The following is a 14,225-nucleotide window of genomic DNA, read 5'->3' on the forward strand; positions in this document are numbered from 1 at the left end:
ACATGCCCGCTCCTAGGCTCGGCGGATGACGACGCTTCAGGAAGAATTTCTGCGGACCTTTCATGCCGCGCATCCCGCGGTGACCGTGCGGGCGATGGCCCACGGAAAGACCGCGGACGGCCGTTCCAGTTACGAGCTGCTGCGGGACCGGGTATCGGAGTGCGACCGGGTGCTGGACCTCGGCTGCGGCGACGGACTGCTGCTGGAACTCCTCGCCGCCCGGCCGGCGGGCGCCCCCTCGATGCTTGCCGGACTCGATCTCTCCGCCGAGGAGCTGGCGCTGGCCCGCCCCCGGCCGGGCCTCGCCGCGGCCGACCTCCGCCCCGGCCGGGCGCAGCAACTCCCCTTCGCCGACGGCTGGTTCGACGGCTGCTTATCCCATATGGCGCTGATGCTGATGAGTGAGGTGGAACAGGTCGCGGCGGAGGTGGCGCGGGTGCTGGCGCCGGGCGGCGTGCTGGCCGTCGTCCTGGGTGCCGGCGCGGCGGGCGGCGAGGCGTGCGAGAGCTTTCTGCGGCTGGCGCGCCCGCTGTTCGAGGCGGCCCCCGCGGCACAACGGATCCCGCCGCTCGGGGGCCCCCGGCTGCGCACCCGCGAGGGCTTCGACGCGGTCTTCCGCCCGGCCGGATTCGCCCCGGCGGAGTGGGAGACCGTACGGATCGACCTGACCGGCCCGCCGGAACAGGTCTGGCGGACCGTGGGCGCGTACTACGACCTCGGGCCGCTCGACCCCGCGGTCACGGCGGATCTGCGGGCCCGCTTCGAGGCGGAGTCGGCGGCGATGGCGCTGCCGGACGGACGCGTTCCGTGCGGGATGAAGGTCCATGTCGCGATGGCGGTGCGGGGGCGGGGTGCCTGAGGGGTGATGAATGAGGGTCGATGAATTCGGGTTGCTCGTCAGCGTTCCGATGCGCTTGCATTGGAACCGCTCCGCAGCTGAACGGGGCCTGAACCGGGCCTGGTGGGTGCGGGGTGGAGCCAACAACTCATGAGGTGGGGCGGCATGGCCATGGCGGGGACTGAGGAGCGGGTGGCGCGGGCGGAGGAGGTGCTGCGGGGGTATGGGCTGTCCGAAGCGGGCTGGCGGCAGAGCCCGGGCGGGAATCTGCGGGAGCTGCTGAGGGATCTCCTGGAGTGGTGCGACGCCACGCAGCATGGCTTCGAGCGGGCGCTGACCGCCGCCCGCGCGCAGCACCAGACGGAATCTCCAGGAGCTGACGGCGACGCCATGGGGAGCGGCGGCGCCGGACGCGCGGAGAGCGCCTGAGGGGCCTGGCGGTGGCTCCGGGGGTGTCCGAGTGGGCGGGTCATATGGGGCGCGCCCCAGGCGCCCAGAGGTGCAGCGCCTCGTTCAGGGAGGTGCCGAAGTCGGTGGGCGAGTACTCGGCCTTCGGCCGCACCTGGGCAAAGTTCTCGTGGCGCACGATGCCGTCGGCCTCCGGTTCGCGCAGCTGCTGCGTCAGCGCCTTCTCGCTGATCTTCGGTAACTCCCGCCGCAGCTCACCGAACCGCTGTGGGCACTGAGCCCGCGCCCACAGCAGCCGCACCGTCTGTTCGCCGCCGATCACGTCCACCGTGGCGTCCAGCCCGCATGCGTACGGCCTCCGGCGTGCGCTCATTGCGTCCCCTGATCCGGTTCGCTGCCGGGCCAAAGTGTCGGACGCGTACCGGCCCGGCGGGGCTCAGCCGCCGTACGGGCGGCTTGTGCGGGCCTCGCGGAGGGCCACCGCCCACCAGGTGAGCTGGTGGAGGAGGGTGTCGGCGGCCTGTGCGGCGGGGGCCGGGTCGTGCAGGTGGCCCGTGTCGTCGAAGAGGTCGCCGGCGAGCCGGAAGCTCACCGTTTCGCGCACCGTGGTGGCGTGCAACTCGGCGAAGACCAGCCGGAGTTGCTCGACGGCGCGGAGACCGCCGGAGATCCCGCCGTACGACACGAAGCCGACCGGCTTGGCCTGCCACTGGGCATGCAGCAGATCGATGGCGTGCTTGAGCGGGGCCGGGAAGGAGTGGTTGTACTCCGGGGTGATCACGACGAAGGCGTCCGCCTCGTCGACGCGCTTGGCGAAGGTCTCGTACTCCTCGCTGCCGTAACGGAGTTCGTACGGGCGGACGGCGTCCAGGTCGATGACGTCCATGTCGATGTGCGGGTGGCCTTCGGTGTGCCGGGTGAACCAGTTCGCGATGACGGGCGCGAACCGGCCCTCCCGGGTGCTGCCGATGATCACTGCGAGGCGGTAGGGGTGCTCGGACATGCGGGGCCCTTCAAGGCGTGCGGCGCGAGTCGGTGAACGGCGGGATGCCGTCTCGACCCGACGCTAGAACCTCAATCGAGCCTGAGGTCAAGCGGTGGCGTGGCTGTGCCGCTGCCGCAAAGGGGCTGGGCCGGTCCTCCCTACCGGGCAGTCCGCCGGGTCACTCCGCCCCGAACAGCTTCAGCAGCTCCGCCTTGTCGAACATCCGGGCCGTGTCGATCGCCGACGGGGTGCCTGCCGAGGGGTCCGCGCCATGTGCCATCAGGACCTTGACGACCTCGTCCTCGGCCTTGAACACCGCGCCGGCGAGCGGGGTCTGACAGCGGTCGTTGGGGCGGTCCACGTCGGCGCCGCGCTGCAACAGGGCCTCCACGGTGGCGGGATGACCGTGGTACGCCGCCAGCATCACCAGCGAGTCGCCCTTGTCGTTCGTCAGGTTGGCGGGCACGCCCGCGTCCACGTAGGCGGCGACCGTGTCGGTGTCACCGTGCCGCGCCAGGTCGAACACCTTGGCCGCGAGCTGAAGCACCTCGGGGTCGTGCGCGTGCTCGATCGCCTCGGGCCCCTGCGGCTCGGAATTCGCGTCGCTCATGGTCGCCGGCCTCCTGTTGTTGGTGGGTGATACGTGCGTGCACCGTGTCATCGCCACCTTATGCAGGCCGTCGCGGGAGCGGCAGCGGGCGCGCGTTGCCGTTGTCTGGGTGTGGGTGGCCGGTGCGGGTTGCCGTGGGCTGGTCGCCGGTTCGCCTTGGGCGGGTGGGTGGCGGGTCGGAGGGGACGCCCGGTACCCCGTCCTCGGCGCGGGCGGCCCTGGTCCCAGAGGTAGGGCACCCCGGCGTTTGCTCCGGTCCTGCGGGCGGGGCACCGGACATCCCCTCCGACCACCGTCCGTACGCGGCTGTCCCGCCGTACCGATGACCGTTACGGCGGCCACGCACACCGCCCCTTGGCAGGTACCTGGTCCCCGAGTCCGTGCACGGCACCTCCTGGCAGGCACCTTGTCCCCGCAGCTTGGGCGCGGGCCGCTGTGGGGTCTGTGACGGACGGTGCCACCGTCCGGCAGTCGGCAACGGGGGACGGTCGGAGGGGATGTACCGGGGCCCGCCCGCAGGACCGGAGCAAACACCGGGGCAATCAATCCCACGTAGCCGCGTCGCCCGCGCCGAGGACGGGCCCCGGTGCGTCCCCTCCGGCCCCCGCGGCAACCACAGACCCCGCAACGACGCCAGCCCAAACGCAGCCGCAGCAAAAACGCCACGGCCACCCCCACAGGGGCGCGGGGAACGGCGCGCCCAGCCCCAACGCACCCGCAGACACACGACGGGCATGGCCGCCCAGCCCCAACGCACCCGCAGACACACGACGGGCATGACCGCCCAGCCACACCTCACCCGCAGCCGAACGACGGCCGTCAGAACGACGCGCGGACCTCCCCCACCCGCGCCCCGCCACCAAGGAGCGGCGCGTCCTCAAGGCGGGTGAGGACGGGCGCGTCGAGGCCCATGAGGCGGAGGGTGCGGGCGAGGACGGGGCCGAGGGTGCGGGTGGCGCCGTCGTCGATCTTGAAGGCGAGGGCGCGGCCGTCGGGAAGGGCCAGCGCCTGCACGGCCTCGGCGCCCATCTTGGAGAGCGTGCCGGGAAGGGCCTGCATCAGCCAGGTGTCGGGCCGCCGGGTGCCGGCGACGTACTCCGGGTGGGCCCGCATCGCATCCGCGACCCGCCGCTCAGGACTGCCGGGCTCGGCCATGACGAAGTGCCGGAAGGCGCGCGCCAGCCCGGTCAGCGACAGCGACAGCAGGGGCGCCCCGCAGCCGTCCGTGCCGACATGGGCGACGTCCTCACCGCTCGCGGTGCGCACCCCGTCGGCGACGAGCTGCTGTAGCGGATGGACCTCGTCGAGATACGTGGCGAGCGGCCAGCCGTTGAGCGCGCAGGCGGCGAGCATCGCGGTGTGCTTGCCCGAGCAGTTCATGGTGAGGCGGTCGCGGACCCGGCCCGAGGCGAGGTAGGCCTCCGCCTCCTCGGGGTCCAGCGGCAGGTCCGCGGGCGTCTGGAGGTGGTCGGCGGTCAGGCCGTGCTCGGTCAGCATGGTCCGTACGAGGTCGAGGTGGAACGGCTCGCCGGAGTGGCTCGCGGCGGCCAGCGCCAGCCGCTCGCCGGAGAGGTCCAGGCCCGCCCGCAGCACCGCCGCGGCCTGCATCGGCTTGTTCGTGGAGCGCGGGAAGACGGGCGCGGCCACGTCACCCAGGGACCAGTCCACGCTGCCGTCGGCGGCGAGCACCACGAGGGAGCCCCGGTGCCGCCCCTCGACGAAGCCGGAGCGTACGACCTCGGCGAGGACCGGAGAGACAGCGGAGGGGATGGAGGAAGCGGGGGAGGCGGGGGAAAGCGCGGCCGCCGGGGAATCCGGGGACGTGGTGGAGCCCGAGGTCGGCTCGGATATGGGGGTGGGCGAGGTCATCGTCGGCCTTCCGGGAGTGACCCGCGCCCCCAGAGGCTTGTGGCCCGGTCAGGACAGCAGGTCGTCTACTTGCGCTTCACCTTCACGGTACCTGCGGGCAATTTCGGCACTGCAATCGTCCGTGGTGCGCTGCAACGCCTGACGGCGCCGGGACACCTGCTGTTCGTAGCGGATCAGCCGGCCCATCGCGTCGTGCAGCTCCTGGTCCGTACGCGCGGTGAGGTCGGACAGCTCCACCTCGCCCAGCATTTCCTCGGCGAGCCTGCGGTATTCCTCGCTGTGCGGCGTACCGAGCGTCACATGCCGGGCGGAGGAGCGGTGCCGCGACGGCAGGTCGGTGAGGATCTCCGGGAGCCGGTCCAGCAGCGGTGACTGCTGGGCGGTGCGGCGGGCGATCTCGGCCCGCAGGATGTCGATCCGGCCCTGCAACAGCCGCCGCAGATAGCTCAGATCGGCCTCTTCCTGCTGGGAATCACGCCGTACGACGCGCAGCTCGGGCAGCCCCAGGCCGGACAGATCGGGGGTGGTGGCCGGCAGGCAGTGGTCGCGCTGCTGCGGGGGGCGGGGGTGCTGCGTCTGGCCTGCCTGGAGCATGGGGCCGTCCTCGGTGCCGGGGGGCTCGACGCGAGCCGTCGCTGTGGTCGTCGTCAGGGCGGTGGGGGGTGGTGGGGTGGCGGGCGCCGGATGGGCGGGGTCGGTGGCGGGGGCGGTCGATGTCGTCCGTCCGGTCGGTGTCGTACGGGCGGTTGGTACGGGACCGGGTGTCTGTCCGGCGCCGAGAGTGCTCATGAATCGTTCCGTCCCCTCGTCCGGTGCCGCGTCCTGGGGCATGTTGTCCATGAAACGCACCACGTGCACGCATCGTGCCACTCTGGGCGGTCCTTCCGCAGGGCCATGGCACCCGAACGGCCCCCGTGGGGGCACGGCTGTCCGAAGGTGGTGGGCCGCCCGGCATGATGGCCGGTATGCGAGCTGTGGTGCAAAGGGTTGACGGTGCCCGCGTCGAGGTGGCGGGCGAGACGGTCGGGGAGATCGTCGGTGAGGGGCTGTGCGTGCTGGTGGGGGTCACGCACGAGGACACGAAGGAGAAGGCGGCGCAGCTCGCCCGCAAGCTGTGGTCGGTGCGGATTCTTCAGGACGAGAAGTCCTGCTCGGACACCGCGGCGCCGCTGCTGGTGATCAGCCAGTTCACTCTCTACGGTGACGCCCGCAAGGGCCGCCGCCCCACCTGGAACGCCGCCGCACCGGGGCCGGTCGCCGAGCCGCTGGTCGACGAGGTCGTCGCGCAGCTGCGGGCGCTGGGCGCCCAGGTGGAGACCGGCCGATTCGGTGCGTCCATGAAGGTGTCGCTGACGAACGACGGGCCGTTCACGGTGCTGGTGGAGGTCTGAGACCGGTCCGGAGTAACGGGGCCGGACAGGACTCTGCCCCGCGCGCCAGGGGCCCGCGGGGCAGTCGCGGGCCGCTACGGCTCGACGACGACCTCCTGTGCCGCCGCGGTGCTGCCTGCCATCAACTGCGCGTCCACCGGCACATTCCGCTTGACCAGGGCCAGTGCGATCGGGCCGAGTTCGTGGTGGCGGGCCGAGGTGGTGACGAAGCCGAGCTGGCGGCCCTCCTCGCCGTCCGAGGCGAGGCGGACGGGGGTGCCGTGCGGGGGCAGATGGACCTCGCTGCCGTCCAGGTGCAGAAAGACCAGCCGGCGCGGCGGCTTGCCCAGGTTGTGGACCCGGGCGACGGTCTCCTGGCCGCGGTAGCAGCCCTTCTGGAGGTGGACGGCGGTGCCGATCCAGCCCAGCTCGTGCGGGATCGTGCGGTGGTCGGTCTCCAGGCCCAGGCGGGGGCGGTGGGCCTCGACGCGCAGCGCCTCCAGGGCCAGGACGCCGATCGCGGGGCCGTGGTCCGCGGCGAAGGACTCCAGGTCGGCGCGGGGCAGGAACAGGTCGCGGCCGTGCGCGGTCTCGCGTACGACGGCGTTCCCGGGCACCTCGGCGATGGAGCCGGCCGGGAGGTGGACGACGGCGATCTCGTCGGTGCGGTCGGCGACCTCGGCCCGGTAGAAGAACTTCATGCTCTCCAGGTAGGCGATCAGCGCCTCCTGGTTGCCGGGTTCGGTGTGCATCCAGGTCGTCTCGCCGTCGTCGACGAGGGAGACCGCATGCTCGATATGGCCGTGCGCGGACAGGATCAGCGCCTCGGTGGCTTGGCCCGGTGGCAGGTCGCTGACGTGCTGGGTGAGCAGCAGATGCAGCCAGCTCAGCCGCTCGGCGCCGGTGACGGTGACCACGCCACGGTGTGAGAGGTCGACGAAGCCGGTGCCGTCGGCGAGGGCGCGCTGCTCCCGGAAGAGGTCGCCGTAGTGCGCGGCGACGCCTTCGTCGGGGGCCTCGGCGGGGACGGCGCCGGGCAGCGACAGCAGGGGGCTGGCGGATGAAGGTCGCGGCATGGGGCCAGCCTACGACTCGGGGGCGACCGCCTCAGCCGTCGCCCTCGGCGGCCTTGGCACGGCAGGCCGCACAGCGCCCGAAGATCGCGAAATGCTTCATATCCGTCTCGAAGTCGAATTGTTCGCGCAGCATCGCCGTGAACGGTTCGGCCACCGACAGATCCGCCTCGATGACCTCGGTGCAGTCCCGGCACACCAGGTGCATGTGGTGGTGGCGGTCGGCTAGGTGGTAGGTCGGGGCGCCGTGGCCGAGGTGGGCATGGCTGACCAGGCCCAGCTCTTCGAGGAGTTCCAGGGTCCGGTAGACCGTGGAGATGTTCACCCCGCCCGCCGTCTTGCGCACCTCGGTGAGGATGTCGTCCGGCGTGGCGTGCTCCAGCCTGTCCACAGCCTCCAGCACGAGCTGACGCTGCGGGGTCAGGCGGTATCCGCGCCTGCGGAGGTCGCTCTGCCAGTCGGTGGTCACCACACGGCCAGTGTAGAAGGGCGGGCGCCGGGTGTCCGTACACCGAGGGGTCAGCCGCCCGCCCGTATACCGCGCAGATAGCGGGCCAGGTCGGTGACGGCGGCGGGGTTGCGGGGGCTTTCGACGAGGTCGGCGTAGTCCATGACGTAGATCCGGTGGTGTTTGACCGCCGAGACGTGGGCGAGCGGGGCGTAGGACATCAGGAACTTCTTCTTCCGGGCGGCGGAGGTGTCGCCGTAGTCGTTGATCACGATGACATCGGGGTCGCGGGCGACGACGGTCTCCCAGCCGACGGTGGTCCAGGAGTCCTTGAGGTCCTTCATGACGTGGTCGCCGCCGGCCTTGGTGATGATGTCGTGCGGTCCGGCGTACTTGCCCGAGGTGAACGGCTTGTCGCGGCCGTCGTCGTAGAGGAAGACGGAGGGCCGCTTCGCGGGTGCGGGGGCCTTGGCGGCGGCGTCGGCCACCTGCTTGCGGTACTTCTTCACCAGGGCGGCGGCGCGGTCCTCGACGCCGAAGATCTTCCCGAGCGTCGTCAGGTCGGTGTAGAGCGCCTCCAGCGGCGGCAGCACGCCGCGGGCGCCGTCCCTGCCGTTGTGGCAGGACTCGGTCAGCACATAGCTGCCGATGCCGAGCTTCTTCAGGGCGGCGGGGGTGAGGCCGGTGTCCTCGCCGAAGCCGTAGTTCCAGCCCGCGAAGACCAGGTCGGCCCGGGCGTCGAGGGCGATCTCCCTGGTGAGGGCCTTCTTGCCGAGCCAGGGGACCTTGCCGTACGCGGCCTTCCAGGGGACGGCGCCGACATCGCCCTTGTCGTCGGGCATGACATAGCCGGCCATCCGGTCCTCCAGGCCGAGCGCGAACATGATCTCGGTGATGCCGACGTCGTTGGTGACCACGCGGGCGGGCGGCTTGTCGTAGGTGGTGCGGATACCGCAGTTCTCGACGGTGACGGGGTAGCGGCCGGACGCTCCGGCGGGGTGCCGGCCGTGCGCGGCGCCGCGGTCGTCGTCGGAGACCGTGGCGCCGCAGCCGGTCAGGGCGAGCGTGAGGGCGAGGGCGGTGAGCGGGGCGGTGGGGCGGCGCATGGCGGTCCTCAGGAGTCGGCGGCGGGGGCGGTCAGGCGGTCGAACAGCAGCTGGACGGCGCCCGATTCGGGATGCCGTACGCGGTGGGCGCGGACGCCGAAGACCTCGGCGAGCAGTTCCGGGGTGAGCACGTCGTGCGGCGGGCCCGCGGCGACGAGTCGGCCGCGGGCGAGGACATACAGCTCGTCGCAGTGCAGGGCGGCCAGATTGAGGTCGTGCAGCGCCGTCAGCACGGTCAGCCCGCTGTCCCGGACCAGCGCCAGCACCGCCAACTGCTGGGCGACGTCCAGGTGGTTGGTCGGCTCGTCGAGCACCAGCACCCGCGGATCCTGGGCCAGCGCACGGGCGATCAGTACCCGCTGCTTCTCGCCGCCGGACAGGCTGAGGAAGCCGCGCCCGGCGAGGTGGTCCGCGCCGACCCGGGCCAGCGCCCGCGTGCAGTGCGCGGTGTCCGCCGCGCTCGCCCGGCCCGAGCCGGGCTGATGCGGCAGCCGCCCCATCGCGACGACCTCGGCCACGGTGAAGTCGAACTCCGTGCCGGCCTCCTGGGGCAGCGCGGCCAGCAGCCGGGCGCCGGTGCGCGCGTCCATGGCGTGCAGATCCGCGTCGTCCAGCCGGACGGTCCCGGCGGCCGGGCGCAGCGCGCGGTAGACACAGCGCAGCAGGGTCGATTTGCCGCTGCCGTTGGGGCCGACCAGGCCGACCACCCGGCCGCTGCCGGCCCGCAGCGTGATGTCGTGGACCAGCCGCTTCCCGGCCACCTCCACGGACAGGTCCGTGATGTCGATCCGCATCAGGCGCCGCCTCCGAAGGTGTAGCCGCGCCGCCGCATCAGCAGGATGAAGCAGGGCACGCCGAGGACGGCGGTGAGCACGCCGACCGGCAGTTCGACGGGCGCCAGCAGCACCCGGGAGAGCAGATCCACCCACACCAGCAGCACCGCGCCGAGCAGCGGGGCGACGGCCAGCACCCGGCGGTGGTCGGCGCCGACCAGCATCCGGGCGACATGCGGCACCATCAGCCCGACGAAGCCGATCGCGCCGCTGACCGCGACCACCGCGCCGGTGCCGGCGGCCGCGACGACGAACAGCTCGCGGCGCAGCCGGGGGACGTCCACCCCGAGGGCGGCGGCGGTCTCGTCGCCCATGGCCAGCGCATTGAGGCGGCCCGCGGAGAGCAGCAGATGGGCCAGCCCGGCGGCCACCGCGGCCGCGGCGACCGGCAGGGAGCCCCAGCCGGCCCCGCTCAGGCTCCCGAGCAGCCACATCATCGCCGAGCGGGCCGCCTCGCCGCGGTCGGCGGTGAACACCATGAGGGTGGTGAGCGCGGAGAAGCCGTAGTACATCGCGGTGCCGGTCAGCACGAGGCGCAGCGGGGTGAGCCCGTGGGCGGTGCGTGCGGCGGCGTACACCAGGGCCATGGCGAGCAGCGCGGAGGCGAAGGCCGCCGCCGACAGCGCCCAGACGCCGAGCGCGCCCAGCGCCCCGAAGAGGAGGACGGCGTTGGCGCCGACGGCGGCCCCGGAGGAGATCCCGAGGACGAACGGGTCGGCGAGGGCGTTGCGGACCAGGGCCTGGACGGCCACGCCGAGGGCGGCGAGCCCGGCGCCGACGACGGCCGCCAGCAGGACCCGCGGGAAGCGCAGCTCCCACACGATGGTGTAGGCGGCGACCTCGTCGGAGGAGATCGTGCCGCCGGTCAGCCCGGCTCCCAGATACCGCAGCACCTCCGCCCAGCTCAGCCCGGCCGCGCCGAGCCCGACACCGCACAGCACGGAGCCGAGCAGGACGGCCGTGAGCACGGCGATCAGGGGTGGTACGGGCAGCCGCCGGGCGGGCGGCGGCGCGCCGGCCTGGTCCGTCGTCGGATGCGCGCTGGTGGTCGCCACGGTCGGCCGCCTACGGGTCGGGCCGTGTCCGTACGTACCAAGGGTGGCCCGGGGCCGCGCGGGCCGGGCGGGGTCCCCTCGCAGTCCACGGCGAGTTGTACGGGAAGCAGCGCGCACCGCGGGTGATCGGGCTCGCGGAAGGAGACCTTCCGCCTACCGTTGCGGGTCAGCGCCGGACTTCGACCGGCTTCCCCCGCGGGGCGCTGGCGGGGAGAGCGGGACTCTCCCCGGAGGGCTTACGGGTTGTAGGGCGTGCCGTCCGGACGGAAGAAGGAGACGCCGTCCGGCATGTCGTCGGGCAGGCTCTCCGCCCACTCCTTGAGGTCGGCGACCTTCTTCAGATGCGCGGACATGTACGGCCGCAGCGGAACGTCCGGGGTGGACTTCTCGCCGACCCACATCAGGTCGCTGTTGACGTAGCCGTAGAGCCGCTTGCCGCCGCTGTACGGGCCGGAGGCGGCGGTGCGCGCGATGGCGTCGGTGGCCAGGTCGATCTGCGGCTTCTGGTCGGCCAGCTCGCCGTACCAGACCTCCACCACACCCTGGTCGCGGCACATCACGATCTCGACCTTGCGGTCCGCGTCGATGCGCCAGTAGCCGCTCTCGGACTCCAGCGGGCGGACCTTCTTGCCCTCGGCGTCGAGCACCCAGCTGTGCGAGGTGTACTCCAGGAAGTCACGGCCGTCGTGGGTGAAGGTGACCTCCTGCCCGAAGTTGCACTTCTCGGTACCGGGGAAGTCGGCGACGCCGGCGCCCTCCCAGTTCCCGAGGAGGAAGGCGAGCGGCACGAGGGCCGGGTTCAGGTCGGACGGGATCTCGATCATGAGAGCTCAGACGATCTATAGAGAGGGGGACCGCCGGGGGCGCGGGCGGCGCTCCGGCGAGGGGTGGTGGTGACAGGCGCGCTCAGCGCTGGCCCTGGTACAGCTTCTTCCAGGTCAGACCGGCGAACGCGATGACGGCGACGCCGACCAGGACCAGCAGGGTGGTGAAGAATGCCTCAAGCACGAGCGCGCCCCTTGTACGAGGAGGGTGTAACGGACCGCCTGCGAGTCTAGTCGGCGGCGGTGACAGCGGCGCTGTGAGGTCCGCCGCGCCTACTCTTGCCTCATGGCGAAGAAGCTCGTGATCAAGGTGACGGCGGGCGCGGACGCGCCCGAGCGGTGTTCGCAGGCGTTCACGGTGGCGGCGGTGGCGGCGGCCAGCGGCGTCGAGGTGTCCCTGTGGCTGACCGGGGAGTCCGTGTGGTTCGCGCTGCCGGGGCGGGCGGCGGAGTTCGAGCTGCCGCACGCGGCGCCACTTCCGGAGCTGATCGACGGCATCCGCGCGGGCGGCGGGGCCATCACGGTCTGCACCCAGTGCGCGGCGCGGCGGGACATCGAGCAGAAGGATCTGATCGAGGGGGCCGGGATCGCCGGTGCCCAGTTGTTCGTCAGCGAGATCATGCCGGACGACGTCCAGGCGTTGGTGTACTAGGACGGACACCCTGGCGCCCGCCCCGCGGCGGGTCCGGCCTACTGCGCGGGTCCGGCCTACTGCGGGTGCTTGTCGTCGCCCCGGTCGTCCAGTTCCCGCCACCAGCGGTCGGACTCGGGGTCGCCGGACTCGTCCCACCAGCGCTCGCCGGGCTCGCGCCGGTTGCCGATGACGGCCGCGACGGGCGGGATGACCATGGCGACGACGCACATGCCCACGGCGGCCGGCACCGACCACAGCCGTACCACACCCCAGGCCAGGACGAACAGCACCAGGCACACGCCCATCAGGACGAAGTACCTGCGATGGCGGCGCTGTACGGGCGACCGGCGGTGCGCGTCCATGACTCCACGGTAAGTCCGTGCGGGGCCGGACAGAAGTCGGGCGGGACCCCGGTACCGGCCCCGCACGGCACGGAGGGCCGCACCCCCAGCCAAGGCGTCCAAACCCCTGGGGTGCGGCCCTCCGGCCGTATTGCCGGTGGCGGCGGAATCCGGGTGATCCCGGGGGCCGCCGCCCCGCGTGCTGCCGTCAGACGGCGATGGCGACCTCCGCCAGTCCGCCCTTCTGGGCGACGACGGTGCGGTCCGCGGTGCCGCCCGGGACGAGCGCACGCAGCGTCCAGGTGCCCTCGGCCGCGTAGAAGCGGAACTGTCCGGTCGCGGAGGTGGGGACCTCGGCGGTGAACTCGCCGGTGCTGTCCAGGAGTCGGACGTAACCGGTGACGGGCTCGCCGTCGCGGGTCACACTGCCCTGGATCGTGGTCTCACCGGGCTTGATCGTCGAGGCGTCGGGGCCGCCTGCCTTTGCTCCACACATGGGGGTACTTCCTTGAGGGGTTCGGGGGAGGGGGAAGCGTGCTTGCTTACTTGGCGGCGCCGAGCTCGATCGGCACGCCGACCAGCGAGCCGTACTCGGTCCAGGAGCCGTCGTAGTTCTTGACGTTGGTCTGGCCGAGCAGCTCGTGCAGGACGAACCAGGTCAGCGCGGAGCGCTCACCGATGCGGCAGTAGGCGATGGTGTCCTTGGCGAGGTCGACGGACTCACCCTCGTAGAGGGCCTTGAGCTCGTCGTCCGACTTGAAGGTGCCGTCGTCGTTGGCGTTCTTCGACCACGGGATGTTGCGGGCGCTGGGCACGTGGCCGGGGCGCTGCGACTGCTCCTGCGGGAGGTGCGCCGGGGCGAGCAGCTTGCCGCTGAACTCGTCGGGGGAGCGCACGTCGACCAGGTTGAGGTTGTCGATCGCGGCGACGACGTCGTCCCGGAAGGCGCGGATGGCGGTGTTCTGCGCCTTGGCCTTGTAGTCGGTGGCCGGACGCGCGGGAACCTCGGAGCCGTCGACCAGGTCGCGGGAGTCCAGCTCCCACTTCTTGCGGCCGCCGTCGAGCAGCTTGACGCTGCCGTGGCCGTAGAGCTTGAAGTACCAGTAGGCGTAGGAGGCGAACCAGTTGTTGTTGCCGCCGTAGAGGACCACGGTGTCGTCGTTGGCGATGCCCTTGGCCGAGAGCAGCTTCTCGAAGCCGGCCTGGTCGACGAAGTCCCGGCGGACCGGGTCCTGGAGGTCCTGCTTCCAGTCGATCCGGACGGCGTTCTTGATGTGGTTCTTGTCGTAGGCCGAGGTGTCCTCGTCAACCTCGACGAGAACCACCTTCGGGTCCTCGAGGTGGGCCTCGACCCAGTCGGCGTCTACGAGGACGTCGCTACGGCTCATGATTCTTCTCCTCCGGGGCAGTTGCGGGGGGCAGTGGCAGGGTTGCACTCGGGTATGCCGGGTGCGCGCCGTGGACTTCCGGACGGCCGTGTCGGGTGTACGGGGCCGGCGTGGCGCTGTGCGGGGACATACGGGAACGGCCGAGGGGGCCGGCCGGGCGACGGGGAACCCCTGCTCCTCAGGAGCGCGGGAGAGGGTGCGTCAGCCCGTCAGACAGGGCGACAGAGCATGGCGGCGACGCGGCACAGGTCTACTGCCCGCCGCTTCGTCAGTACCGCCCGTCCCCGCGGACGGAGACCGCTCAATGAGCTCTGCATGGCACCGATCGTAGGGACGCGGAGCGGCGCATGTCACCGGCGTGTCGGATATTGAGACGCGTTTGTCCGTGATGTGGGATCGGAGGGCGTGCGGCGCGGTCCCGCACGGGCTCCTGGCGGCCGTAC

General features: G+C 72.1%; 19 protein-coding genes and 1 riboswitch. Of the genes, 4 read left to right on the top strand and 15 right to left on the bottom strand.

Translation table 11 applies throughout. The annotated features are described in order from the left end of the window. Positions 1 to 25: 25 nt before the first annotated feature. Positions 26 to 859 carry a class I SAM-dependent methyltransferase gene (locus tag CP981_RS22650; protein WP_085927956.1) on the top strand — a complete coding sequence of 278 codons (834 nt, stop codon included), beginning with the start codon at positions 26 to 28 and terminating at the stop codon, positions 857 to 859. A 144-nt stretch (positions 860 to 1,003) separates the two neighbouring features. Further along, positions 1,004 to 1,267 carry a hypothetical protein gene (locus tag CP981_RS22655; RefSeq protein WP_208853106.1) on the top strand — a complete coding sequence of 88 codons (264 nt, stop codon included), beginning with the start codon at positions 1,004 to 1,006 and terminating at the stop codon, positions 1,265 to 1,267. 40 nt (positions 1,268 to 1,307) lie between these two features. Here the strand turns inward: CP981_RS22655 and CP981_RS22660 are convergent, their stop codons facing one another. The 5 genes from CP981_RS22660 to CP981_RS22680 form a co-directional block, all read right to left on the bottom strand. Beyond that, positions 1,308 to 1,619: a winged helix-turn-helix transcriptional regulator gene (locus tag CP981_RS22660; protein WP_244329754.1), complete on the bottom strand. Its 312-nt coding sequence runs from the start codon at positions 1,617 to 1,619 to the stop codon at positions 1,308 to 1,310. A 63-nt stretch (positions 1,620 to 1,682) separates the two neighbouring features. After that, positions 1,683 to 2,249, bottom strand: a complete 567-nt coding sequence (locus CP981_RS22665; RefSeq protein ID WP_085927955.1) for an NADPH-dependent FMN reductase — start codon at positions 2,247 to 2,249, stop codon at positions 1,683 to 1,685. Positions 2,250 to 2,409: 160 nt separating this feature from the next. Further along, entirely contained in the window at positions 2,410 to 2,841 is a 432-nt protein-coding gene (locus CP981_RS22670; RefSeq protein ID WP_085927954.1) for an ankyrin repeat domain-containing protein, read from the bottom strand. A gap of 819 nt (positions 2,842 to 3,660) precedes the next feature. Beyond that, on the bottom strand, positions 3,661 to 4,710 hold the full coding sequence (locus tag CP981_RS22675; protein ID WP_244329755.1) for an asparaginase: 1,050 nt from the start codon (positions 4,708 to 4,710) through the stop codon (positions 3,661 to 3,663). A gap of 48 nt (positions 4,711 to 4,758) precedes the next feature. Continuing rightward, positions 4,759 to 5,304, bottom strand: a complete 546-nt coding sequence (locus CP981_RS22680) for an RsiG family protein (RefSeq protein ID WP_085927953.1) — start codon at positions 5,302 to 5,304, stop codon at positions 4,759 to 4,761. A gap of 371 nt (positions 5,305 to 5,675) precedes the next feature. On the opposite strand from CP981_RS22680, the gene dtd reads away from it, so the two are divergent. Beyond that, positions 5,676 to 6,101, top strand: a complete 426-nt coding sequence (gene dtd / locus CP981_RS22685; RefSeq protein ID WP_085928125.1) for a D-aminoacyl-tRNA deacylase — start codon at positions 5,676 to 5,678, stop codon at positions 6,099 to 6,101. A gap of 74 nt (positions 6,102 to 6,175) precedes the next feature. On the opposite strand, the gene ygfZ is transcribed toward dtd, so the two are convergent. From ygfZ to CP981_RS22715, 6 genes are all read right to left on the bottom strand, one after another. After that, positions 6,176 to 7,156 (bottom strand): CAF17-like 4Fe-4S cluster assembly/insertion protein YgfZ, encoded by a 981-nt coding sequence (gene ygfZ, locus CP981_RS22690; protein ID WP_085928094.1) that lies wholly within the window; start codon positions 7,154 to 7,156, stop codon positions 6,176 to 6,178. Positions 7,157 to 7,187: 31 nt separating this feature from the next. Next, a complete protein-coding gene (locus tag CP981_RS22695) occupies positions 7,188 to 7,625 on the bottom strand; it encodes a Fur family transcriptional regulator (protein ID WP_085928095.1) in 438 nt (145 codons plus the stop codon). A gap of 47 nt (positions 7,626 to 7,672) precedes the next feature. Beyond that, positions 7,673 to 8,707, bottom strand: coding sequence for an ABC transporter substrate-binding protein (locus CP981_RS22700; protein WP_085928096.1), 1,035 nt, complete (start codon positions 8,705 to 8,707; stop codon positions 7,673 to 7,675). An 8-nt stretch (positions 8,708 to 8,715) separates the two neighbouring features. Continuing rightward, complete coding sequence (locus CP981_RS22705) at positions 8,716 to 9,501, bottom strand: ABC transporter ATP-binding protein (protein WP_085928097.1); 786 nt, start codon at positions 9,499 to 9,501, stop codon at positions 8,716 to 8,718. Then, positions 9,501 to 10,595: a FecCD family ABC transporter permease gene (locus CP981_RS22710; RefSeq protein ID WP_208852970.1), complete on the bottom strand. Its 1,095-nt coding sequence runs from the start codon at positions 10,593 to 10,595 to the stop codon at positions 9,501 to 9,503. The genes CP981_RS22705 and CP981_RS22710 overlap by 1 nt, the downstream gene beginning before the upstream one ends. 120 nt (positions 10,596 to 10,715) lie before the next feature. Beyond that, positions 10,716 to 10,789, bottom strand: a riboswitch (cobalamin riboswitch). A 42-nt stretch (positions 10,790 to 10,831) separates the two neighbouring features. Further along, complete coding sequence (locus CP981_RS22715) at positions 10,832 to 11,419, bottom strand: heme-binding beta-barrel domain-containing protein (protein ID WP_042146954.1); 588 nt, start codon at positions 11,417 to 11,419, stop codon at positions 10,832 to 10,834. A gap of 286 nt (positions 11,420 to 11,705) precedes the next feature. On the opposite strand from CP981_RS22715, the gene CP981_RS22720 reads away from it, so the two are divergent. Beyond that, positions 11,706 to 12,071 carry a DsrE family protein gene (locus CP981_RS22720; RefSeq protein WP_085928098.1) on the top strand — a complete coding sequence of 122 codons (366 nt, stop codon included), beginning with the start codon at positions 11,706 to 11,708 and terminating at the stop codon, positions 12,069 to 12,071. Between the two features lie 56 nt (positions 12,072 to 12,127). On the opposite strand, the gene CP981_RS22725 is transcribed toward CP981_RS22720, so the two are convergent. The 4 genes from CP981_RS22725 to CP981_RS39560 form a co-directional block, all read right to left on the bottom strand. Next, the gene (locus CP981_RS22725) at positions 12,128 to 12,415 is read right to left on the bottom strand and encodes a DUF3099 domain-containing protein (protein WP_085928099.1); all 288 of its coding nucleotides are present in this window, start codon (positions 12,413 to 12,415) and stop codon (positions 12,128 to 12,130) included. A gap of 187 nt (positions 12,416 to 12,602) precedes the next feature. Beyond that, positions 12,603 to 12,890, bottom strand: a complete 288-nt coding sequence (locus CP981_RS22730) for a DUF1416 domain-containing protein (RefSeq protein WP_028814639.1) — start codon at positions 12,888 to 12,890, stop codon at positions 12,603 to 12,605. 46 nt (positions 12,891 to 12,936) lie between these two features. Continuing rightward, positions 12,937 to 13,782 (bottom strand): sulfurtransferase, encoded by an 846-nt coding sequence (locus tag CP981_RS22735; RefSeq protein ID WP_085928100.1) that lies wholly within the window; start codon positions 13,780 to 13,782, stop codon positions 12,937 to 12,939. A 209-nt stretch (positions 13,783 to 13,991) separates the two neighbouring features. After that, positions 13,992 to 14,099, bottom strand: coding sequence for a putative leader peptide (locus CP981_RS39560; protein WP_350252853.1), 108 nt, complete (start codon positions 14,097 to 14,099; stop codon positions 13,992 to 13,994). Positions 14,100 to 14,225 lie beyond the last annotated feature (126 nt).

Origin of the sequence: Streptomyces platensis (assembly GCF_008704855.1) — a bacterium.
Classification (GTDB): domain Bacteria; phylum Actinomycetota; class Actinomycetes; order Streptomycetales; family Streptomycetaceae; genus Streptomyces; species Streptomyces platensis.